The 20497-nt window shown below is 62.3% G+C and carries 20 protein-coding genes and 1 tRNA gene; 12 read left to right on the top strand and 9 right to left on the bottom strand.

Annotation, left to right across the window (positions count from 1 at the left end; translation table 11 throughout):
* Positions 1-25 precede the first annotated feature (25 nt).
* Positions 26-943: a YicC/YloC family endoribonuclease gene (locus tag AAG813_RS06320; protein WP_341912991.1), complete on the bottom strand. Its 918-nt coding sequence runs from the start codon at positions 941-943 to the stop codon at positions 26-28.
* Between the two features lie 66 nt (positions 944-1009).
* Between AAG813_RS06320 and AAG813_RS06315 the strand changes: the two genes are divergently transcribed.
* The 7 genes from AAG813_RS06315 (at position 1010) to AAG813_RS06285 (ending at position 7963) form a co-directional block, all read left to right on the top strand.
* A complete protein-coding gene (locus AAG813_RS06315) occupies positions 1010-2017 on the top strand; it encodes a serine/threonine-protein kinase (protein ID WP_077592949.1) in 1008 nt (335 codons plus the stop codon).
* A complete protein-coding gene (locus AAG813_RS06310) occupies positions 2014-2916 on the top strand; it encodes a PP2C family serine/threonine-protein phosphatase (RefSeq protein ID WP_293592984.1) in 903 nt (300 codons plus the stop codon). Before AAG813_RS06315 ends, AAG813_RS06310 begins: the two co-directional genes overlap by 4 nt.
* Before the next feature lie 111 nt (positions 2917-3027).
* Positions 3028-3756 carry a ribonuclease PH gene (gene rph, locus AAG813_RS06305; protein ID WP_341912983.1) on the top strand — a complete coding sequence of 243 codons (729 nt, stop codon included), beginning with the start codon at positions 3028-3030 and terminating at the stop codon, positions 3754-3756.
* Between the two features lie 46 nt (positions 3757-3802).
* Entirely contained in the window at positions 3803-4402 is a 600-nt protein-coding gene (gene rdgB / locus AAG813_RS06300; protein WP_341912981.1) for an RdgB/HAM1 family non-canonical purine NTP pyrophosphatase, read from the top strand.
* 19 nt (positions 4403-4421) lie between these two features.
* Positions 4422-5672 carry a radical SAM family heme chaperone HemW gene (gene hemW / locus AAG813_RS06295; protein ID WP_341912979.1) on the top strand — a complete coding sequence of 417 codons (1251 nt, stop codon included), beginning with the start codon at positions 4422-4424 and terminating at the stop codon, positions 5670-5672.
* 304 nt (positions 5673-5976) lie between these two features.
* Positions 5977-6831 (top strand): outer membrane beta-barrel protein, encoded by an 855-nt coding sequence (locus tag AAG813_RS06290; RefSeq protein ID WP_341912977.1) that lies wholly within the window; start codon positions 5977-5979, stop codon positions 6829-6831.
* A 253-nt stretch (positions 6832-7084) separates the two neighbouring features.
* Positions 7085-7963: a hypothetical protein gene (locus tag AAG813_RS06285; RefSeq protein ID WP_341912975.1), complete on the top strand. Its 879-nt coding sequence runs from the start codon at positions 7085-7087 to the stop codon at positions 7961-7963.
* Positions 7964-8142: 179 nt separating this feature from the next.
* Here AAG813_RS06285 and AAG813_RS06280 read toward each other — a convergent pair.
* A tRNA-Ser gene (locus AAG813_RS06280) sits at positions 8143-8230 on the bottom strand.
* Between the two features lie 174 nt (positions 8231-8404).
* Positions 8405-9127, bottom strand: a complete 723-nt coding sequence (locus AAG813_RS06275) for a DnaJ domain-containing protein (RefSeq protein WP_341912973.1) — start codon at positions 9125-9127, stop codon at positions 8405-8407.
* A gap of 480 nt (positions 9128-9607) precedes the next feature.
* Between AAG813_RS06275 and AAG813_RS06270 the strand changes: the two genes are divergently transcribed.
* Positions 9608-10018 carry a hypothetical protein gene (locus tag AAG813_RS06270; RefSeq protein ID WP_341912971.1) on the top strand — a complete coding sequence of 137 codons (411 nt, stop codon included), beginning with the start codon at positions 9608-9610 and terminating at the stop codon, positions 10016-10018.
* 117 nt (positions 10019-10135) lie between these two features.
* Here AAG813_RS06270 and ureG read toward each other — a convergent pair whose 3' ends face one another.
* The 6 genes from ureG to AAG813_RS06240 form a co-directional block, all read right to left on the bottom strand.
* A complete protein-coding gene (gene ureG / locus AAG813_RS06265; protein ID WP_341912969.1) occupies positions 10136-10792 on the bottom strand; it encodes an urease accessory protein UreG in 657 nt (218 codons plus the stop codon).
* Positions 10793-10928: 136 nt separating this feature from the next.
* The gene (locus AAG813_RS06260; protein WP_341912968.1) at positions 10929-11627 is read right to left on the bottom strand and encodes an urease accessory UreF family protein; all 699 of its coding nucleotides are present in this window, start codon (positions 11625-11627) and stop codon (positions 10929-10931) included.
* Positions 11624-12265 (bottom strand): urease accessory protein UreE, encoded by a 642-nt coding sequence (ureE, locus tag AAG813_RS06255; RefSeq protein WP_341912966.1) that lies wholly within the window; start codon positions 12263-12265, stop codon positions 11624-11626. Before ureE ends, AAG813_RS06260 begins: the two co-directional genes overlap by 4 nt.
* Before the next feature lie 14 nt (positions 12266-12279).
* Positions 12280-13998: an urease subunit alpha gene (ureC, locus tag AAG813_RS06250; protein ID WP_341912964.1), complete on the bottom strand. Its 1719-nt coding sequence runs from the start codon at positions 13996-13998 to the stop codon at positions 12280-12282.
* Positions 13998-14303 carry an urease subunit beta gene (locus AAG813_RS06245; RefSeq protein ID WP_341912962.1) on the bottom strand — a complete coding sequence of 102 codons (306 nt, stop codon included), beginning with the start codon at positions 14301-14303 and terminating at the stop codon, positions 13998-14000. Before AAG813_RS06245 ends, ureC begins: the two co-directional genes overlap by 1 nt.
* Positions 14304-14522: 219 nt before the next feature.
* The gene (locus AAG813_RS06240; protein ID WP_341912960.1) at positions 14523-14825 is read right to left on the bottom strand and encodes an urease subunit gamma; all 303 of its coding nucleotides are present in this window, start codon (positions 14823-14825) and stop codon (positions 14523-14525) included.
* A gap of 147 nt (positions 14826-14972) precedes the next feature.
* Between AAG813_RS06240 and AAG813_RS06235 the strand changes: the two genes are divergently transcribed.
* The 4 genes from AAG813_RS06235 to infA all read left to right on the top strand — a co-directional run bounded on the left by AAG813_RS06235 (position 14973) and on the right by infA (position 20478).
* On the top strand, positions 14973-18470 hold the full coding sequence (locus AAG813_RS06235; RefSeq protein WP_341912958.1) for an ATP-binding protein: 3498 nt from the start codon (positions 14973-14975) through the stop codon (positions 18468-18470).
* On the top strand, positions 18467-19438 hold the full coding sequence (locus AAG813_RS06230) for a response regulator transcription factor (protein ID WP_341912955.1): 972 nt from the start codon (positions 18467-18469) through the stop codon (positions 19436-19438). The genes AAG813_RS06235 and AAG813_RS06230 overlap by 4 nt, the downstream gene beginning before the upstream one ends.
* Before the next feature lie 489 nt (positions 19439-19927).
* Positions 19928-20167, top strand: a complete 240-nt coding sequence (locus tag AAG813_RS06225; RefSeq protein ID WP_341912953.1) for a hypothetical protein — start codon at positions 19928-19930, stop codon at positions 20165-20167.
* A 59-nt stretch (positions 20168-20226) separates the two neighbouring features.
* The gene (gene infA, locus AAG813_RS06220; RefSeq protein WP_096662987.1) at positions 20227-20478 is read left to right on the top strand and encodes a translation initiation factor IF-1; all 252 of its coding nucleotides are present in this window, start codon (positions 20227-20229) and stop codon (positions 20476-20478) included.
* Positions 20479-20497 lie beyond the last annotated feature (19 nt).

Raw genomic sequence — 20497 nt, 5'->3', positions numbered from 1 at the left:
GTTGTTGTTCTGGCCGGGGCTGGCCTCATTCAATGTTCTGGACCTGCTCGCGGATCTGCTCGATCAGCACCTTCATGTCCACCGAGACATGGGTGAGTTCCAGCGACCCGGATTTGGAACCCAGCGTGTTGGCTTCTCGGTGCAGCTCCTGGATCAGGAAGTCCAGCCGTTTGCCGACTTCGCCGCCAGCGGCCAGCAGCCGGTCGATTTCGTCCAGGTGCGACGACAAGCGTGTGATTTCTTCCGCCACATCAATACGTATCGCAAAGGAGGTGGCCTCCGTCAGGGCCCGGTCCTGCGCCGCTTCGGGCAGGGTGCTGCCGCCGCCCAGCGCCATGGCTTCCTGCCAGCGTTCCATGAAACGGAGCTTCTGCTGCTCGACCAGCTTGGGCACCATGGGCACGGCCGAGGCGGCGAGCGCGCGCAACTGCGCCGTGCGGTCCAGCAGCATCTGTGCCAGCCGGGCGCCTTCGCGCTCCCGGGCCGCCAGCAGGTCCTTCAGTGCTTTTTTGGACAGCTTGAGCAACTCGTCACTGTAGTCGTGGGTGGTTTTGTCCTCGCCGCCCGCCAGGCGCAGCACATCGGCCACACTCAGGGCTGCGGCGTGCGGCAGCCAGGATTTCACCGTGTCTTCCAGGGAGCCCAGACGCTGCAGCGTGCTGGCAGCCGGGGCGCGCAGGCTGCTGCCGGAGCTGCTTTCCAGCGACACGCGCATTTCAATCTTGCCGCGCTTGAGCTTGCCGGTCAGCAGTTCGCGCAGGGCAGGTTCGGTCTGGCGCAGCTCATCAGGCAGGCGGAAGGCCAGATCCAGAAAGCGGCTGTTGACCGAGCGTATCTCCACGCCCAGGCGCGCGCTGGCGTCCGTCCCGGCGTCCGTTTCCGGGGTATTTCGCGCAGGGGTGGATTGGACGGCTGCATAGCCTGTCATGCTGTAAACTGACATTGAGTAATACGCTTTTTGTAGAGAAACAGGACTTGGTGATCCCGTCACCTTGCTTAATCCCGAATTATGTCAAAGGTCAAGCCCGCGCCACTTCCACCCGATACCGTCATTGGCGGCTATCGCGTGGTGCGCAAGCTGTCGGCCGGCGGGTTTGGGGTAGTTTACTTGGCTGTTGACAACGAGGGCCAGCAGGTCGCCATCAAGGAGTACCTGCCGTCCTCGCTGGCCAGTCGCCCGCCGGGCGAGTTGCTGCCTCAGGTGCAGCCCGAAAAACTCTCGCTGTACCGGCTGGGCCTGAAGAGTTTCTTCGAGGAAGGCCGTTCGCTGGCCCAGATCTCGCACGCCTCCGTGGTGAGCGTGCTGAATTTCTTCCGCGAAAACGAAACCGTTTACATGGTGATGAACTACCTGGAGGGCGGCACCCTGCAGGATTTCATCATCACCGCACGCGAACTCAAGAAACAGAAGGTGTTTCGCGAGTCGACCATCCGCTCCCTGTTTGACGAGATCCTGCGCGGGTTGCGCATCGTGCACCAGCACAAGATGCTGCACCTGGACATCAAGCCGGCCAACATCTTCGTGACCGACGACAACAAGGCCGTGATGATCGACTTTGGCGCCGCCCGCGAGGTGCTGAGCAAGGAAGGCAACTTCATCCGCCCCATGTACACCCCCGGCTTTGCCGCGCCCGAGATGTACCGGCGTGATTCGTCGATGGGGCCATGGACCGACATCTACGCTATCGGCGCCTGCATTTACGCGACCATGCAGGGTTATCCGCCCAATGACGCGCCGCAGCGGCTTGAAAAAGACCGTCTGTCGCTTGCACTCTCCCGCTTGCGCGGCGTGTATTCCGACAACCTCATTGAAGTGGTTGAATGGTGCATGTCACTCGATCCCTTGTCGCGGCCGCAGTCGGTTTTTGCCTTGCAGAAAGAACTCAGTCGCGAGGGTGAGCGGCGCTACACCAAGCTGACCGTCGGCGAAAAAATGCGGCTGCAGTTTGACAACATGGTGTCAGACACCAAGAAAACCGCGCGCAAGGCCACTGGCTTTGCGACGAAATTCAAATGAAATTCTCGGTCTTTCAGGTCAGTCGCAAGGGCGGTCGCGAAAAAAACGAAGACCGCATGGGGTACTGCTACACGCGCGAGTCGGGCCTGTTTGTGCTGGCCGACGGCATGGGCGGTCATCCCGAGGGCGAGGTTGCTGCCCAGCTGGCGCTGCAGACCATTTCTGCGCTGTACCAGAAGGAAGCCCGGCCGCTGGTCAGGGACACCACTGAATTCCTCTCGTCGGCCCTGATGGCGGCGCACCACCAGATCATCCGTTATGCCAGCGAAAAAGGCATGCTGGACACGCCGCGGACCACGGTGGTGGCGGCCATTCTGCAGGGCTCGGGCGCGACCTGGGTCCATTGCGGCGACTCGCGGCTCTACGTGGTGCGTGACGGCGAACTGCTGACGCGCACGCGCGACCACTCCTACCTGGAGCAGCAAAATGCCGGCATCATCAAACTCGAGCGCCTGAACCGCAACATCCTGTTCACCTGCCTGGGCTCCCCGTCCAAGCCGGTGTTCGACATCGCCGGCCCGGTGGTCCTGCAGCAGGGCGACAAACTGATGCTCTGCTCCGACGGCCTGTGGGGCACGCTGACCGACGCTGAAATTGTGCGCCACATGGCTGGGAACAGCGTGTCTGACGCCGTGCCCGACATGGTTGAACACGCGCTGCGCAATGGCGGCGAGCACAGCGACAATGTCACGGTGCTGGCCATGGAGTGGGAAACGCCCGACGCTTTCGAATCGACGCGCGGTGTCTCGACCGACAGCATCATGGACGGCGTGTTTGCCTCGACCATCCAGGCCGGCGTGCTCGATTCCAGCGTCGAAGACCTTGACGATGAGGCGATCGAACGCTCCATTGCCGAAATCAACGAGGCGATACGCCGCTCCGCGGCGAAAAAAGCCTGAGTTGCCGGGCCTGGCCGACATCGGCCCAGGTACGGTCTTGAGCCCGACTGTCCCGCTTTCTTTCCTTCTTTTTTGTTTCCCCGGGCGTAGTGACGCCAGAAAGCCCTGACCATGAGTTCATTTTCGCGAAGCAGCGCCCGTGCCGCCGACCAGTTGCGCCCGGTGCGCATCACCCGTGCCTACACCGCCTATGCGGAAGGCTCGGTCCTGATCGAGTTTGGTGCGACCCGGGTGTTGTGCACCGCCTCGGTCGAGGAAAAAGTACCGGGCCACAAAAAAGGCAGCGGGGAGGGCTGGGTCACCGCCGAATACGGCATGCTGCCGCGCGCCACCCACACGCGCAGCGACCGCGAGGCCGCGCGCGGCAAGCAGAGCGGCCGCACGCAGGAAATCCAGCGCCTGATCGGCCGTTCCATGCGCGCGGTGTTCGACCTGAAAAAACTCGGCGAACGCACCATTCACCTCGACTGCGACGTGATCCAGGCCGACGGCGGCACACGCACCGCCAGCATCACCGGCGCCTTTGTCGCAGCGCAGGACGCCGTCAACAAACTGCTGGCCGAAGGCAAGCTCAAGGAAACGCCGATCATCGGTCACGTGGCCGCGATTTCCGTCGGCATCGTGCAGGGCACGCCCTTGCTCGACCTCGAATACATTGAAGACGTGAGCTGCGACACCGACATGAATGTGGTGATGACCGGCGCCGGCCACTACGTCGAAGTGCAGGGCACCGCCGAAGGTGCAGCCTTTTCGCGCCAGGAAATGGATGCGCTGCTCCTGCTGGCTGAAAAAGGCATCAGCGAGCTGGTCGTGCTGCAGCAGCAGTCGCTCCTGAATTGATAGCTGCTTGCGCACGTCCTGATTGGGATAAAGCCATATTTTGCATATGAAAATCGTCCTGGCATCGAACAACCCCGGCAAACTCGCCGAACTGCAGGCCATGCTGGCGCCGCTCGGCGTGACGCTGTTGAAACAGTCTGATCTGGGCATTCCCGAGGCCGAGGAACCTTTTCGCACCTTTGTTGAAAACGCCCTGGCCAAGGCGCGCCATGCGTCCAGGCTCAGCGGCCTGCCGGCGCTGGCCGACGACGCCGGCCTGTGTGTCGATGCCTTTGGCGGCCTGCCGGGCGTGGACACGGCTTTTTACGCCACGCAGTTTGGCTACGAAAAAGGCGACGACAACAATGTGCGCGCCCTGCTCGAGCAGATGGCCGGCATCACCAATCGACGCGCCGCCCTGGTCAGCACGCTGGTGGCGGTGCGTTCCGCCGACGACCCCGAGCCCCTGATTGCGGTGGGCCGCGTCAGCGGCGAGATCGCGCCCGAGCCGGCCGGCAGCAACGGTTTTGGTTTCGACCCGGTGATGTTCATCCCGGCCTTCGGCAAGACCTTTGCGCAGTTGCCGGTCGAGGTCAAGAATGCCAACAGCCACCGCGGCATGGCGGCGCGCCAGATGATGGACCTGATGCGCGAGCGCTGGTTGTGAACGTTTTTACTTGCTTCCCATGATCTTTCCCATTCCTGTTGTCAGCGCGCCGCCGGTGGAGGAAACCGGGGCGGGGCTCAAGGACATCCAGCATTACATGCGGGACGGCACGCTGCAGCTCAGCGCCTTGCCGCCGCTGTCGCTGTACGTGCACCTGCCCTGGTGCCTGAAAAAATGCCCGTATTGCGATTTCAACTCGCACGAGGCGCAGGGCGAACTGCCCGAACAGCGTTACCTCGATGCGCTGATGGCCGACCTCGAAACCTCGCTGCCGCTGATCTGGGGCCGCTCGGTGCACAGCATCTTCATTGGTGGCGGCACGCCCAGCCTGTTCTCGCCGCAGGCCATCGACCGCCTGCTGGGCGACATCCGCGCGCGGCTGCGGCTGGAGCCTGACTGCGAAATCACGCTGGAAGCCAACCCCGGCACGTTTGAGAAACACCGTTTCAGGGCCTTTCGCAGCGCCGGTGTCACGCGGCTGTCGATTGGCGTGCAGAGTTTCGACGACAGGCACCTGAAAGCCCTGGGCCGCGTGCATGACCGCGTCCAGGCGCTGGCCGCGGTTGAAGAGGCTGCGCAGTCTTTCGACACCTTCAACCTCGACATCATGTACGCGTTGCCGGGCCAGACGCTGGAGAACCTGGAGCAGGACATGCGGCAGGCGCTGGCGCTGCAGCCGCCGCATATCTCGATTTACCACCTGACGGTCGAACCCAACACGTATTTCGCCAAGTACCCGCCAGCGCTGCCGGAAGAGGACGACGCCTACGCCATGCTGGACCGCATCACCGAACTGACCGCCGTGGCGGGCATGGACCGGTACGAGGTCTCGGCTTACGCCAAGCCCGGCCACCGCTGCCTGCATAACCTGAACTACTGGAAGTTCGGCGACTACCTCGGCATTGGGGCCGGCGCCCACAGCAAGCTCAGTTTTGCGCACCGCGTGGTGCGCCAGGTGCGCTTTCGCGAGCCCAGGCTCTACATGGACAAGGCGCTGGCCGGCACCCCGGTGGCGCAGGACACCGAGGTCAGCCGCGCCGATTTGCCGTTTGAATTCATGCTCAACGCCCTGCGCCTGCGCGAGGGCTTCAAGCTGCAGGACTTTGCCGAAAGAACCGGCTTGCCGTTGACGGCCATCCACGCCGGGCTGGACGAGGCCGAACGCAAGGGCCTGATCGAACGCGACTTTGCGCGCGTCAAGCCAACCGAGCGCGGCTTTGACTTCCTGAACGATCTGCAGACGCTGTTTCTTGATCCTGACCAGTCATAAACCGGCTGTTCGCTTTCTGGGCAGCGGCCGGCCTTTGACGCGAGCCGTGCCCCACAGGTAGCAATCGCATGACCAGGGATACGGACCCCAAGACTTGGTCCAGGCATCCCTCGCGAATTCGTAGTGTTGCTTTTTCGCGAAATGACGTTGTTTGCTGCCATCTTCCTACAAACGGGCGATGCATGCCCACCCATATTAGTCATTGATTGCACTCTTGGTCTGACCTGTATTTGTCAATACGAGTCAAGCCAGCAATGCATCACAGGCTTTTTTTTCAACTGTCTCAACCCTTAGGACAAACATCATGACAGCATCAAAATTCCCGGCAGCCCGGCGCGGACTGGGTCTTATCGCTCTGGCGGTACTGGCAACTGTTTCCAGCTCCGGCGCCTTCGCGCAAGACGAGACCACCGGTCCGTACATTGGCGGCAACATCGGTGCCACCCGCGCCAACTTCAACAACGATTCGATCAACCAAACCCTGGTCGGTCAGGGCTTGAGGGTCGGTTCCGCGACTGAGGACAACAGCGGCACGGGCTACAAGCTTTTCGGCGGCTACCAGCTCAACCGCAATTTTGCGATTGAAGGCGGTTATTTTGATCTGGGCAAGTCCAGCTACACGGTTAACGCCAACCGGGTTATCGGTAACGCGCCCGGTACCTTCAACGGCGAAACCCGTGTTCGTGGTCTGAACCTGGATCTGGTGGGCATGTTGCCTGTGTCCGATCGCTTCTCCGTCTTCGGTCGCGTTGGTGCCGCTTATGCGCAAAGCAGGGCCAGCTTCAACAGCACCGGCGCCGTGCCTGTGAACACTTCCAACACGCGTAACAACGACACCAACCTTAAAGTTGGCCTGGGCATGCAGTACGCCATCACGCAAGCGCTGGCTGTGCGTGCCGAACTGGAACGCTACCGCATCAATGACCCGGTCAGGAACCGCGGCCACATCGACATGGCCTCCCTTGGCCTGGTCTACCGTTTTGGCCCCAAAGCGCAGACCCCTGTTGCCCAGGCCTATGTGCCACCAGCCTATGTCGCTCCGGCACCGGCACCTGCCCCGGTGTATGTCGCTCCCGCGCCGGCACCTGCCCCGGTGTATGTCGCTCCGCCGCCCGCTTATGAGCCACCAGCCCGTCCGGCTAAGCAGGGTCGTAACTAAAGTCAGGTAGGGGTCACGGGGGTGAAAACTTCCGCGGCCCCCTTGCTTGAGCTGATACGGCGGGCTGACCGCTGATTCAGCAATCGGCAAAGGGTCCGGCTGAACAAAGCAACACGAACCATTCGCGGTTGTGTCGGGCCCTCTGCCATTGGATTGACGCAGAAAAAGAACCTGGCCTGTCAGAGGCACGCTGCATAATCCGACGGTTCATTCCGTCTTGACAGGTTACTATCTCGTGAACAGGCAAACCACGATGGCAACTCAGATAACAAAAAATCAACGCATGTTTGGGGCTGGGCTGCCGCAAGCCGGCTTCTCCCCCTCGTTGGCCGCATTTCTGGCCAGAACAGTACTGCTCGGCGCAGTCGCTTTCAACACACTGATACTTCCAGCCGTGGCCGCGCCAAACGCGCCCCCCCTGAGTACGCTCGACCCTGCCACAGCCCCGCGTGACCATGGCAGCGTCTCGGCACCCGCCGAATCGCAGGTCGCTTCCGTTCAGCTTGTCAGGCTGGCCAACTTTGGACAGGAAGTCGCATCGCCGGAGTCCCGGAAACTGGCCGACTGGGTGGTCGACTCAGCAGACAACGGCAAGTTGCCCTTCATGATCATCGACAAGGTGCAGGCGCGTGTGTTCATGTTCGACGCACAGGGACAGCTTCGAGGTGCTTCTTCTGCCCTGCTGGGTCTTGCCGTTGGCGACCACACCGTTCCCGGTATTGGCCAGCGCAAGCTGTCGAGCATTCTTCCGGCGGAGCGCACCACGCCTGCCGGTCGTTTCGTGGCTTCACTCGACCGGGATATCCACGGCCACGAGGTTCTCTGGGTGGACTACGAGTCCGCCCTTTCGCTGCACCGGGTAGTGACGGGGCAGCCCAAGGAGCGCCGGGCTGAGCGCCTGGCCACACCGAGCCCACTGGACAACCGCATTTCCTTTGGCTGCATCAATGTGCCGGTCAAGTTCTATGAAAACGTGGTGAGCCCGTCGTTTACCGGAACCAGTGGCATCGTCTATATCCTGCCGGAAACCCGCTCAGCCCGCGAAGTTTTCGGCTCGTACGATGTTCAGGATTCTTCGCGCCAACAAGCCTCAGCCCGCGTCGCTCCGGCAGGTGCTGCCAGCGCCAGATAGTCCCGCGTTCGAGGGTGACAGGGAGCCGTTTCCAATTCTGCAGGCGACCTTTCCAGATCACAGGATGTCGGGTTGGCTCGCTGGCTGAAAAGCTGCATGAAGATGCTAGGCACTGGATGGCCATTGCGGCCGAGCCAGATAGTCCGCTTCGGGACAAATTGATCAAGTCGATAGGGGACTGGCGGAAGCGGTGAGATTCGAACTCACGAAAGGTTTCCCTTTGCCGGTTTTCAAGACCGGTGCAATCGACCACTCTGCCACGCTTCCAAGGAATGTAGTTTAACCCGGGAATAAGGTGACTGACTCAAGACCATATGGCCATATGCTTCCCGCGTGGGCAGACAGGCCGGTCGGCGACGGAGGTAGCGCCATGCAGTCAAAAAGTTGAAGATGGACGGTCGCAACAGGCCGTTTGACAAATGCTCCCGGGCGCCAGCGAGTTCAGCAGTTTGATCTGCCATATTGCATTTGGCAAAGATCCCGGATGGTCTGTTTATCGGTGGCAACGCGTCGCTGCGACTCATAGACTTTTTGCCGCGCATCATTTTTAGCCTGAGCTTCGCGCCGCTCCTTGTCCCTTCGCTCATTCTCCTGCAGTCGTACCGCAAGGTTCTGCTGTTGCAGGTCCGCATTGGCGGCAATTCTGGCGCTTGCAACGCTCTCAGCCCTGAACTGCCTGTCCTGCCTTTCGGCGTCGGCTTGGGCTCGCACCCGATCAGCATCCTTTTTCGCCTGCAGGGCTTCCGCCTTGGCCGCCTCATCCGCTTCCAGCTTCTTCTGGGCCAGCTCCTGGGCAGCAAGGGCCTTGCGCGTTTGGTCCCGCGAATAGCTCATATACCCGCCGATCGCAAACATCGCGACGACGGCGAGCACCATGATGATGAGCAGCGTATTCATGCGCGACGGCTCGGCTTCGATGACGACGCGCGGGCGAGGCGCCGACGGCTGCGCTGCAGTGCTCAACTTGCGGTCATGCCCCTCACGCATCTCCGGACTGGACAAAATTTTGTACGCATCCTGAATGGCCCGAAGGCGTGTCACGGACTCTGGATCCTCGACCAGGCGCTCTTTGGAGAAATGAGCCGATGCCTTTCGGAAAGCCTCATTTATTTCCACTTGGCTGGCGTTACCAGGTACGCCCAAAATGGCATAACACGACTTCATTGATTCTCCCTCGCGGCACTCTTGCAGCTTTGCTGCTGTTATTCGAACGTTCGGATATTACTGGAGAAAGCGCCGATTCAGGTTCGGCTTAGGCATCCTCTCGCTTGAGCTTTTTCGTCCCCGGAGCAGGGAGGGGTGCTATTGGTATTAGAAGGAAGTAGCGGACTGGCCAGGCATTGCCGTATTCAAGATCCTCCCGCAAGTACTCCTCACACCGGGCCGGTTTTTTCAGATGGTAGGCCAGGCCACCGCAGCCAACGTGATTTAGGCCAACAGGCTCGGCAAGCGTAGCGACTGGCACCCACGGATGCAGCTTGACCGGGTTCAGCGCGCGGGCGGTAGTACTAACGTTTCATCCTCCCCCAAAAATGGCAGCGGGAAACCAACACCTCGTCCGTTTGAGAGGGGACTTGCAGATTCAACTGCTACGCTTCATTGCAACCAATCCTCCAACTACGTAACAACAAGGTTAGAAGACTTATGCATTACTTACCATTTATCGGCGCCTTCCTCTTCTTTGCATTTATCGCACCATTGAAGGTGACGCTCGCAACTTGCGCCATGCTGCTCATCGTCACAACCGTCATCCGCTTTACTACGCGAGCGGTTTCAGGAGTTGACTCCTCATACGGAGAAGCAGCAAAGGCAATGGGGCTGTCGTTTTTCTTTGTCGTGATCGCATTCTTTGCGTTGCTGAGCTTTTCCACAGGCACAGGTATCAATCAGTTCAGCGGCCTTGCAGGCTACTTGGTGTTCGTCGCATTCTTACTGTCCTATGTTCTGGGGTTCAAGTTAAGTCTTGGGTTGCCACTTGGAGCAAGCACCATCGTTGCAGTGATATCTACCGTCGCTTCCACTGCACTCTTTCTTGCCTTTAGAAGCTTGGCCTGAACTTCTCTGCCTTCGGTCTCCGTCTTCTAGGCCTTCAAAGGAAAGGACGTGCCCCGACAAGCCGGGCCACGCCCTTCATCTCAATTGTTAGGCTTCAGCAACGCAAAGGACGGCCGTTCAGCTCGCGCCGAGCATGCCCTTGCTTTCAATGAACGCCACCACCTCCGCCAGCCCTGTGTTGGTCTTGAGATTGGTCATGACAAAAGGCTTCAAGCCTTTGGCCGTGGTGCGCATGCGGATGGTGTCGGCTTCCATCACGGCGAGGTCCGCGCCGACGTAAGGGGCGAGGTCGGTCTTGTTGATGACGAACAGATCGCTTTTGGTGATGCCGGGGCCGCCCTTGCGTGGGATTTTTTCGCCAGCGGCGACGTCGATCACGTAAATCGTCAGGTCGCTGAGTTCGGGGCTGAAGGTGGCGGCCAGGTTGTCGCCGCCGGATTCGACAAACACCACGTCGGCGTCGGGGAAGTCTTCCAGCATGCGGTCGATCGCCTCCAGGTTGATCGACGCGTCTTCACGAATGGCGGTGTGCGGGCAGCCGCCGGTTTCCACACCCATGATGCGTTCGGCCGCCAGCGCGCCGCTGACGGTCAGGATGCGCTGGTCTTCCTTGGTGTAGATGTCGTTGGTGATGGCCACCAGGTCGTACTTGTCCTTCATGGCCTTGCACAACATTTCGAGCAGGGTGGTTTTGCCAGAGCCGACGGGGCCGCCTATGCCGACACGCAGCGGTGGCAGATTTTTTGTGCGGTTGGCGATGTGGTGCATGCTCATTGGAAGTGCCTTGCGAGTGTGATGTGGTTTTGTTTGTCGGTCATCCCGGACTTGATCCGGGAACCATGGCGTTTGTTCTGCGCGGAAATCGGGGCCATGGATTGCGGGTCGAGCCCGCAATGACGCTTATCGGTGCTCATGATCTGAACAGCCGTGAATACTGGGTTTCGTGTTGCGAGGAAAGAATCGCCAGCATCGGCGAAAAGGCCTGGCGTTCTTGGTCTTCAAGTGCCATGGCCATGCTGATGGCCGCCGGAATTTCTGCCGCCAACCGCGCCAGGATGCGCTGGCCGGCGCTCTGGCCCAGCGGCACCGACTTGAGCGCGGCCTGCATCATGTTCTCGGCCCAGCCGAAGGCGTAGGCGGTCAGGCAGTCGGGCACACCTGCTGCCAGCGGGGAAGCGGCCAGTGCAAAGGTGACGGGGTAGGTCGGTGGCAACTTCGCGCAGGCGTCGATATGCGCGTCGCTGACGCTGTGGTGGTTGCGCAGCCACTCGAGCAGCGATCGGCCCATCTGTTCGGCTTGCGCCCGCAGCTCGCTGGTTTCGCGGGTCTGCAGCACCCAGTCGTTGAGGGCCTTGATCTTGTCTAGATGATTGTTGCGCCAGGCCGGGATGGCCTGCGCGATCACCGCGAGGTCGCCGCGCGCCAGGTTCAGCTGCAACTGGTCGCTGAGCCAATTGGCCGCTATGCTTTCTGTAGCTACTCCCGCCCGTTCGACGCCGGCTTCCAGCCCTTCCGAGTAGGAAAAACCGCCGACGGGCAGGGCCGGAGAGGCCAGCCAGATCAGTTGCAGCAGGCTGGCGGCCGGCAGGGGCTGGGCGGTTGCGCTCAATGGCTGTGCGGCTTGTGTGGGTGGGTCTGGATCGCGACCGGCAGCGCTTCGTGGTGCGTGTGGTCATGGCCGTGATCGTGGCCATGGCTGCAGTCGGGTCCGTGCACATGCGGCGCAGGTGCCGCCGCCGGTGCTGGTGCGTGGGCGTGCCCATGGTCGCCATCATGTGCATGACCATGGCCGCCCGTACTGTAAGCGCCGCCTTCGGGCTCGAAGGACTCGCTGACTTCGTTGACGATCAGATGCATGGAACGCAGCATGTCGGCCAGCACATGGTCGGGTTCGATCTTCAGGTGGTCGGGTTTCAGTTCAATCGGGACATGCCGGTTGCCCAGGTGGTAGGCGGCGCGTACCAGATCGAAAGGCGAGCCGTGCGAAGGGCAGGCGGTGATGCGCAGCACCGTTTGCGCTGCGGCAATCACCTTCACCATGGAGCCGTCTTCGGCCACCAGCACGTCACCGCCGCGCACCAGCGTGCCGCGCGGTAAAAAGATGCCGAGCTGGCGGCCCAGCGAGTCGGTGGCTTCGAAGCGGCTTTTCTGGCGGATGTCCCAGTCGAGTTCGACCGTGGCCGCACGTTTGAGCAACACGAGTGCCAGGCCAGCGCCCTGCGGCATGATTTTGGAAACCTGGAGCATGGAAAAAAGTCAGTTCAGAAAAGAAAGTAGCGTTGTGTCATCGGCAGGCTGACGGCCGGCTCGCAGGTCAGCAGCTGGCCGTCCGCGCGCACCGAGTAGGTCTGTGCATCGACCTCCATTTTCGGCGCGTAGTCATTGTGGATCATGTGCCGTTTTTGCACGCCGCGTATGTTTTTCACGGCGACCAGGTTTTTGGCCAGGCCGAAACGTTCCTTGATGCCGCCAGCCAGGCCGGCCTGCGAGACAAAGGTCAGCGAGCCCTTGGCAATCGCGCCGCCGAAGCCGCCGAACATCGGGCGGTAGTGCACCGGCTGTGGCGTCGGGATGGACGCGTTCGGGTCGCCCATGGCGGCCATGGCGATGAAGCCGCCCTTGAGGATCAGCGCCGGCTTGATGCCGAAAAAGGCCGGTTTCCAGACCACCAGGTCAGCCCACTTGCCGAGTTCGATGGAGCCGACCTCGTGCGCGATGCCGTGCGCAATCGCCGGGTTGATGGTGTATTTGCTGATGTAGCGTTTGGCGCGGAAGTTGTCGTTGCGTTCGGTGTCGCCGGGCAGCTTGCCGCGCTGCATTTTCATCTTGTGCGCGGTCTGCCAGGTGCGGATGATGACCTCGCCGACGCGGCCCATGGCCTGGCTGTCGCTGCTCATCATGCTGATGGCGCCCAAATCATGCAGCACGTCTTCGGCGGCAATGGTTTCCTTGCGGATGCGGCTTTCGGCAAAGGCCAGGTCTTCGGCAATCGCCGGGTCCAGGTGGTGGCAGACCATCAGCATGTCGACGTGCTCGTCCAGCGTGTTGACGGTGTAGGGCATGGTCGGGTTGGTCGAGGACGGCAGGAAGTTCTGCTCACCGACCACCTTGAGGATGTCGGGTGCATGGCCGCCACCCGCGCCTTCGGTGTGGAAGGCGCAAAGGGTGCGGCCCTTGGTGGCGGCAATCGTGTTTTCTACAAAACCGCTTTCATTGAGCGTGTCGCTGTGGATGGCGACCTGGGTGTCGGTTTCATCCGCGACGTCCAGGCAGTTGCTGATCGCGGCCGGGGTGGTGCCCCAGTCCTCGTGCAGCTTCAGGCCGATCACGCCGGCGTCGATCTGTTCGTGCAGCGCGGCCGGCAGGCTGGCGTTGCCCTTGCCGAGAAAGCCGAGGTTCATCGGAAAGGCGTCGGCGGCCTGCAGCATGCGTTCAATGTTCCACGGGCCCGGCGTGCAGGTGGTGGCAAAGGTGCCGGTGGCCGGCCCGGTGCCGCCGCCCAACATGGTGGTGACGCCCGAGGTCAGCGCTTCCTCGATTTGCTGCGGGCAGATGAAGTGGATGTGCGAATCGATGCCGCCGGCGGTGACGATCATGCCCTCGCAGCTGATGATCTCGGTGCCGGGGCCGATGATCATCTCGACGCCGGGCTGGGTGTCGGGGTTGCCGGCCTTGCCGATGGCTGCGATGCGTCCGCCCTTGAGGCCGATGTCGGCCTTGACGATGCCCCAGTGGTCGATGATCAGCGCGTTGGTCATCACGCAATCCATCACCCCTTCGGCACGCGTCTTTTGCGACTGCGCCATGCCGTCTCGAATGGTCTTGCCGCCGCCGAATTTCACTTCCTCGCCGTAACTGCCGGCGCGCAGCGTGTAGTCGGCCTCGACCTCGATCATCAGGTCGGTATCGGACAGGCGCAGGCGGTCGCCCACGGTGGGGCCGAACATTTCGGCATAGGCTCGGCGTCCGATCGTGGCCATTACAGTTTTCCTTGGATGAGGCCGCGAAAGCCGTAGATTTTTCGTTCACCGGCGAAGTCCACCAGCTCCACCGTGCGCTGCTGCCCTGGCTCGAAACGCACAGCCGTGCCGGACGCGATGTTGAGCCGCATGCCCTGCGCGGCGGCGCGGTCGAAGGCCAGCGCCCCATTGGTCTCGGCGAAGTGGTAGTGCGAGCCGACCTGGATGGGCCGGTCGGCGGTGTTTTGCACCACCAGGGTCAGCGTGCGCCGGCCCGCGTTGAGCACATGGTCAGGGCCTTCGGTGAACAGCTCGCCTGGAATCATGAGGGCCTCACTTGTCGCCGTTGGACAGCCAGATGGCGACAGCAAGCACGCCTGCCATGGCGACAAAACCCCAGACGTCCGTGGCGTGCCAGTGGGTGCCCGCCATGGCGTGACCTTCATGGGCAAATGAGGTGCCAGCCCCCGCTGTTATTGCGAAAACAGCTATATTTTTGAGAGTATTTGGGATGTTCATGATGCGGGCCCTGGTGTAGTGGGGGGTTAGACAATCGGCTGATGCACAGTGACCAGCTTGGTGCCGTCGGGGAAGGTGGCCTCGACCTGGATGTCGGGGATCAGATCGGCGATGCCGTCCATCACGTCGGCACGGGTCAGAATCGTCCGGCCTTCGCTCATGAGCTGGGCCACGGTTTTGCCGTCGCGCGCGCCTTCCATCACGGCGGCGCTGATCAGCGCGACGGCTTCCGGGTAGTTCAGTTTCAGGCCGCGGGCCTGGCGCCGTTCAGCCAGCAGCGCAGCGGTAAAAATCAGCAGCTTGTCTTTTTCTCGCGGGGTCAGTTCCATGGGTTCTCCGGGGTCGGCTGCAGCAGGGGGCGCACTGCCGGGGTGCAAGAATGGTGCCACAGGAGCGCGGGGCACAGCGCTGGTTTTCTCCTCTATGGCATGGAACCTGCACTTCAGCAGGCTTCGCCTGATGCCGTATTGACACCCATGGACACCACCGCCACGCCGCCGCCCCTGCCGACCCCGGCGGTGCCCCCGTGGGCGCCTGCTGCGCCTGCACAGGTGGGGCCCGAGGCGCCGGTGCAGCGCATCATCAAGGTCCGGCGCGACTACAACAGCTGGGTCGCCAGCGAAACCATGGAAGACTACGCGCTGCGTTTCACGCCGCAACGCTTTCGGCGCTGGTCCGAGTGGCGGGTCGCCAATACCGCGTTTGGTGCGGCCTCGTTTCTGATCCTGGAAGCGGTGGGGGCCACCTTGCTGGTGAAGTACGGCTTCACCAACGCTTTCTGGGCCATCGTCGCCACCGGCCTCATCATTTTCATGGCCGGCCTGCCGATCAGCGTGTATGCCGCCCGTTACGGCGTCGACATGGATTTGCTGACGCGTGGCGCGGGCTTCGGCTACATCGGCTCGACCCTGACCTCGCTGATCTACGCGTCCTTCACCTTCATTTTTTTTGCGCTCGAGGCGGCGGTCATGGCCTATGCGCTGGAGCTGGCGCTGGGCATTCCGCCGAGCTGGGGTTACCTGATCTGCGCGCTGGTGGTGATCCCCCTGGTGACCCACGGGGTGTCGGCCATCAGCCGCTTGCAGGTGTGGACGCAGCCGCTCTGGCTGATCATGCTGGTGGTGCCGTTTGTGTATGTTTTGGTGCGTGACCCGGGTGCTTTTGCAGGGATAACGCACTACAAAGGTGAAAAAGGCACGAGTTCAGGGTTTGATCTGCACTTGTTTGGTGCTGCTTTGACGGTAGGTATCGCGCTGATCACACAAATGGGCGAACAGGCCGACTACCTGCGTTTCATGCCGGTGCGTACGGCGGCCAACCGTCGCCGCTGGTGGGCCGGCGTGCTGGCCGGCGGCCCGGGCTGGGTGTTGCTGGGCGTGGTCAAGATGCTGGGCGGCGCTTTTCTCGCTTACCTGGCGATCCAGCACATGGTGCCGCTGGAGCGCGCGGTGGACCCCAACCAGATGTACCTGGCAGCTTATGAATACGTGTTTCCGCATTACGGCTGGGCGGTGGCGGCGACGGCGCTGTTTGTGGTGATCTCGCAGCTCAAGATCAATGTCACCAACGCCTATGCGGGCTCGCTGGCCTGGTCCAATTTCTTTTCGCGTCTGACGCACAGCCACCCGGGGCGGGTGGTCTGGGTGGTGTTCAACACGCTGATCGCCTTCATGCTGATGGAGATGAATGTGTTCCAGGCCCTCGGCGATGTGCTGGGCCTGTACTCCAACATCGCCATCGCCTGGATGATGGCGGTGGTGGCCGACCTGGTCATCAACAAGCCGCTGGGCCTGTCGCCCAAGGGCATCGAGTTCAAGCGCGCCCACCTCTACGACATCAACCCGGTGGGTGTGGGTGCGATGGCGCTGGCCTCGCTGCTGTCGGTGACTGCACATCTGGGCCTGTTCGGCCCGCTGGCCCAGGCTTTTTCTGCGGTCATTGCGCTGGGCACGGCTTTCATCACCTCGCCGCTGATTGCCTGGGCGACGAAAGGGCGTTATTACATTGCCCGCCAGGGCGAAACGCCCGAGGCCGATGTCCAGGGTAATTACAAACCCTATGCACTCAAGCGTTGCGTGATCTGCGAGCGCGACTATGAAGGCCCGGACATGGCGCATTGCCCGGCCTACCAGGGCCCCATCTGTTCGCTGTGCTGCACGCTGGACGCGCGTTGCGGCGATTTGTGCAAGCCGCAGGCCAGCCTGTCGGCGCAATGGTCGGCCACGCTGCGCTGGCTGCTGCCGCGCCGCATCTGGCCTTACCTGGATACCGGCCTGGGCCACTTCCTGCTGCTGATGCTGATCATCGTGCCCTTGCTGGCCAGCGTGTTCGGCCTGCTGTACCACCAGGAAATGCGCGCCTTGCTGGACCTGCAGGCCGCTTCCGAATCGGCGCTGCGCTCCGGGTTCCTGAAGGCCTACATGGCGCTGCTGGTGATTGCCGGGCTGGTGGCCTGGTGGCTGGTGCTGGCGCACAAGAGCCGGCAGGTGGCGCAGGAAGAATCGAACCGCCAGACGCATTTGCTGATGAAGGAAATCGAGTCGCATCGCCAGACCGACGAGGCGCTGCAGCAGGCCAAACGCGTGGCCGACCTCGCCAACCAGGCCAAGAGCCGCTACATCAGTGCGATCAGCCATGAGCTACGCACGCCGCTCAACAGCATCCTGGGTTATGCGCAGCTGATGGGTGAAGACACGTCGATCCCGCTGCACCGGCAGCAGGCGGTGGGCGTCATCAAGCGCGGCGGCGAACACCTGCTGTCGCTGATCGAGGGCACGCTGGACATCGCGCGCATCGAAAGCGGAAAACTCACGCTCAATGTCAAACCGATGCACTTCACCGACCTTGTGCAGGAGATGACCGGCATGTTTGAACTCGAGGCGCAGGCCAAGGGCCTGTCCTTTCATTTCGAGTCCGAAGGCACGCTGCCGGTGGTGGTGCGCGCCGACGAAAAACGCGTGCGCCAGATCCTGATCAACCTGCTGGGCAATGCCGTCAAGTTCACCGCCCGGGGGCGCATCAACCTGCGCTTGAAATACGCGCGCGAGATGGCCAGCATCGAAATCGAGGACACCGGCCCCGGCCTGTCGGCGCAGGAGATCGAACGCATCTTCGAGCCTTTCACGCGCGCGTCCACGCCCGGACCGGCCGCGCCCGGCGCGGGCCTGGGCCTGACGATTGCCAAGATGCTGACCGACCTGATGGGCGGCGAACTCACGGTGGCCAGCACGCCGGATGTCGGCTCGGTGTTTCGCGTGAAGCTGTTTTTGCCCGAGATGCGGCTGGCGCCCGGCGCGGCCTTGCCCGCGCCTTCGTCGCGCGCGCACAAGGCGCGTTACGGCTACGCGGGTCCGCGCCGGCGCGTGCTGGTGGTCGACAACGAGGAGGCCGACCGCGAGCTGCTCGTCAATGTGCTGCAGCCGCTGGGCTTTGAGATTCGCACGGCCGCCAGCGGCCACGACTGCCTGGACCTGCTGGCCGCAGGTTACCGGCCCGAGGTCATCCTGATGGACTTGGCCATGCCCGGCATCGACGGTTGGGAAACGCTGCGCCGCGTGCGCGCCGCGGGCCATGCCGGCATTCACCTGGCGATTGTGTCGGCCAACGCCTTCGACAAGGGGCTGGACAACGACGTCGGCATCCGCCTCGAGGACTTCATCCTCAAGCCGGTGCGCCACAGCGAGTTGCTGGACTGGCTGGAGCGGCGCCTCGCGCTGGTCTGGCTGGAAGCGCCGTTGCCGGCCCCGGCGGCACCGTCCGCTCCGGCGCTGCCGCGCATCTACCCGCCGGCCGCGCAGCTTGACGCCCTGCGCGAGGTGGTCAACCTCGGTTACTTTCGCGGCATCATGAACACCCTGGACGAGATCGAGAAATCACAGCCGCAAAGCGCCGGTTTTGCCGCGGAGATGCGCGGCCTGGCGCGCCAGTTCCAGTTCGAGACCATGAGCCAGCAGCTCAGCCAGGTGCCGACATGAACGACCGCACCCTCGCACAAACGCTGGACCGCGCCAACAGCGACGTGGTGCTGATCGTCGATGATGTGCCCGACAACCTGTCGGTGTTGCACGATGCGCTTGATGAATCGGGCTACACCGTGCTGATCGCCACGCATGGCGAGGCCGCCCTGCAGCGCGCGGCCCAGGCGCTGCCCGACATCGTGCTGCTCGACGCGATGATGCCTGGCATGGATGGTTTCGAGGTGGCCAAACGTCTGAAGGCCGACGCCCGCACGGCGCACATTCCCATCATCTTCATGACCGGGCTGACCGAGACCGAGTACCTGGTGGCCGCGCTGGAGTCGGGTGGCGTCGACTACGTGACCAAACCGATCAAGCCCAAGGAGGTGCTCGCGCGCATCGGCGTGCACCTGCAGAGCGCGCGCGAAAAGCGCCAGGCGCGCAACGCCCTGGACGCCTTTGGCTACGCCACCATCACGGTGCGCGCCAGCGACGGCAAGCTGATGTGGCAGACACCGCTGGCGCGCGAGCTGCTGCAGCAGTATTACGGCACCAGCGCGCCACAGACGCCCGAAGCCGTGCTGACCTGGTTGCGCCGCAACCTGGCCGATGCCGAACGGCAGATCGAGCCGCCGCGGCTGGTGTGCGAGAGTGCCGCTTCGGTGGCGCGCCGCCTGACCTTTCGCCTGCACCAGCAGACTGGCGACGACGACTGGCTGATCATCATGCGCGAGGAGTCCGACGACACCGTGATCCAGGCCATGAGCCTGAGCTTCAAGCTCACGGCGCGCGAGGCCGAGGTGCTGTACTGGGTGGTCAAGGGCAAGATCAACCGCGATATCGGCGACATCCTGGGCACCAGCCCGATGACAGTGAAAAAACACCTGGAGCGGGTGTTTGCCAAACTCGGCGTCGAAACCCGTACGGCAGCGGCCGGCATGGCCATGAGCCGGATCCGGCTGCTGCATCCGCAGTTTGAACAGTAGATAGAGCCCCCACGTTCGCCCGCTGCGCGTAGCTCTCTGCCCCCCGAGGGGGCGCTGCGCCTGCGGCCCGGCGAAGCCGGTTCCGCGGCCCTGGCTTGACCGGGCGGGCGCTCACCCCTCCCGCTGCGCGTATCTCGTTGCCTGGGGGATGGCTTTGTGCAGGCAGGCGTGGTAACGGTTACAATACGTGATTCGGTAAAGCATCAGCTTTTTACATCGAAGCCCCCTTACCACGCGGCTTCCTTCTCAAATGCGGCGCTTCCAAGAGCCCGAATTCACAGTGTTTTCAGTGCCCCTACAGCGCTGAACCCTCTCAAACACTGTTCCATTTCCGGCGAGCACCTCCCCCAACGGTGCCCACGCAAGGCTCAACCAGCCAGTCCTTTATGTTGTAAAGCCTGGCGGTCAGGACCCGAACACGCGCGGGCTTGCTTGCAAGCCGTTATTTCCTTATTTATCAAGCCGGGAAAAATACCCGGCACGGATTTTATGAACATCGATCACACCAATATCGCGGTGGGCAAGTACCTTGTCTCCCCGCTCGCCAAACCGCAGGGCGAAGGCCTTTACGCGGCGTCGGTTTCCATCCGCTCCGGGCGCGGCAGTGCCACGCATGACCGTGTGCTGCGCTTTAGCGAACTTTTTGACACCGCGGCGGGTGCCGTGCATTACGCTACCGAACACGCCCTGGGCTGGATTCACGAGCGCACGTCGCCGGTTTGCGCCTGACGGGCTCTGCCCGATCGCCTGCACCACAGATTTTTTCAAATTCGCAAGGAGTTTTCATCATGGCCAAAGAAGAACTGATTGAAATGCACGGACTGGTCAACGAAGTGCTGCCGGACTCGCGCTTTCGCGTGACGCTGGACAACGGCCACAAGCTGGTGGCTTACACCTCCGGCAAGATGCGCAAGAACCACATCCGCATTCTGGCGGGCGACCAGGTGTCGCTGGAGCTGTCGCCTTACGACCTGAGCAAGGGCCGCATCACGTTCCGGCACATTGCTGGCCGCGGCCCGGGTCCTTCGCGCAGCCACTAGGCTTTCTTGGACGCGATTG

Origin of the sequence: Polaromonas sp. YR568, assembly GCF_943371715.1 — a bacterium.
In the GTDB taxonomy this organism is placed as follows: Bacteria; Pseudomonadota; Gammaproteobacteria; order Burkholderiales; family Burkholderiaceae_C; genus Polaromonas.
Note: the sequence above shows the minus strand (reverse complement) of the source record. Positions and strands in the feature narration are given on the sequence as shown.

Bases quoted from the DNA above. Each gene is read 5' to 3' on its own strand.
- AAG813_RS06320 (WP_341912991.1), bottom strand. From the start codon at position 943: ATGTCAGTTTACAGCATGACAGGCTATGCAGCCGTCCAATCCACCCCT.
- AAG813_RS06315 (WP_077592949.1), top strand. From the start codon at position 1,010: ATGTCAAAGGTCAAGCCCGCGCCACTTCCACCCGATACCGTCATTGGC.
- AAG813_RS06310 (WP_293592984.1), top strand. From the start codon at position 2,014: ATGAAATTCTCGGTCTTTCAGGTCAGTCGCAAGGGCGGTCGCGAAAAA.
- rph (WP_341912983.1), top strand. From the start codon at position 3,028: ATGAGTTCATTTTCGCGAAGCAGCGCCCGTGCCGCCGACCAGTTGCGC.
- rdgB (WP_341912981.1), top strand. From the start codon at position 3,803: ATGAAAATCGTCCTGGCATCGAACAACCCCGGCAAACTCGCCGAACTG.
- hemW (WP_341912979.1), top strand. From the start codon at position 4,422: ATGATCTTTCCCATTCCTGTTGTCAGCGCGCCGCCGGTGGAGGAAACC.
- AAG813_RS06290 (WP_341912977.1), top strand. From the start codon at position 5,977: ATGACAGCATCAAAATTCCCGGCAGCCCGGCGCGGACTGGGTCTTATC.
- AAG813_RS06285 (WP_341912975.1), top strand. From the start codon at position 7,085: ATGGCAACTCAGATAACAAAAAATCAACGCATGTTTGGGGCTGGGCTG.
- AAG813_RS06275 (WP_341912973.1), bottom strand. From the start codon at position 9,127: ATGAAGTCGTGTTATGCCATTTTGGGCGTACCTGGTAACGCCAGCCAA.
- AAG813_RS06270 (WP_341912971.1), top strand. From the start codon at position 9,608: ATGCATTACTTACCATTTATCGGCGCCTTCCTCTTCTTTGCATTTATC.
- ureG (WP_341912969.1), bottom strand. From the start codon at position 10,792: ATGAGCATGCACCACATCGCCAACCGCACAAAAAATCTGCCACCGCTG.
- ureE (WP_341912966.1), bottom strand. From the start codon at position 12,265: ATGCTCCAGGTTTCCAAAATCATGCCGCAGGGCGCTGGCCTGGCACTC.
- ureC (WP_341912964.1), bottom strand. From the start codon at position 13,998: ATGGCCACGATCGGACGCCGAGCCTATGCCGAAATGTTCGGCCCCACC.
- AAG813_RS06245 (WP_341912962.1), bottom strand. From the start codon at position 14,303: ATGATTCCAGGCGAGCTGTTCACCGAAGGCCCTGACCATGTGCTCAAC.
- AAG813_RS06240 (WP_341912960.1), bottom strand. From the start codon at position 14,825: ATGGAACTGACCCCGCGAGAAAAAGACAAGCTGCTGATTTTTACCGCT.
- AAG813_RS06235 (WP_341912958.1), top strand. From the start codon at position 14,973: ATGGACACCACCGCCACGCCGCCGCCCCTGCCGACCCCGGCGGTGCCC.
- AAG813_RS06230 (WP_341912955.1), top strand. From the start codon at position 18,467: ATGAACGACCGCACCCTCGCACAAACGCTGGACCGCGCCAACAGCGAC.
- AAG813_RS06225 (WP_341912953.1), top strand. From the start codon at position 19,928: ATGAACATCGATCACACCAATATCGCGGTGGGCAAGTACCTTGTCTCC.
- infA (WP_096662987.1), top strand. From the start codon at position 20,227: ATGGCCAAAGAAGAACTGATTGAAATGCACGGACTGGTCAACGAAGTG.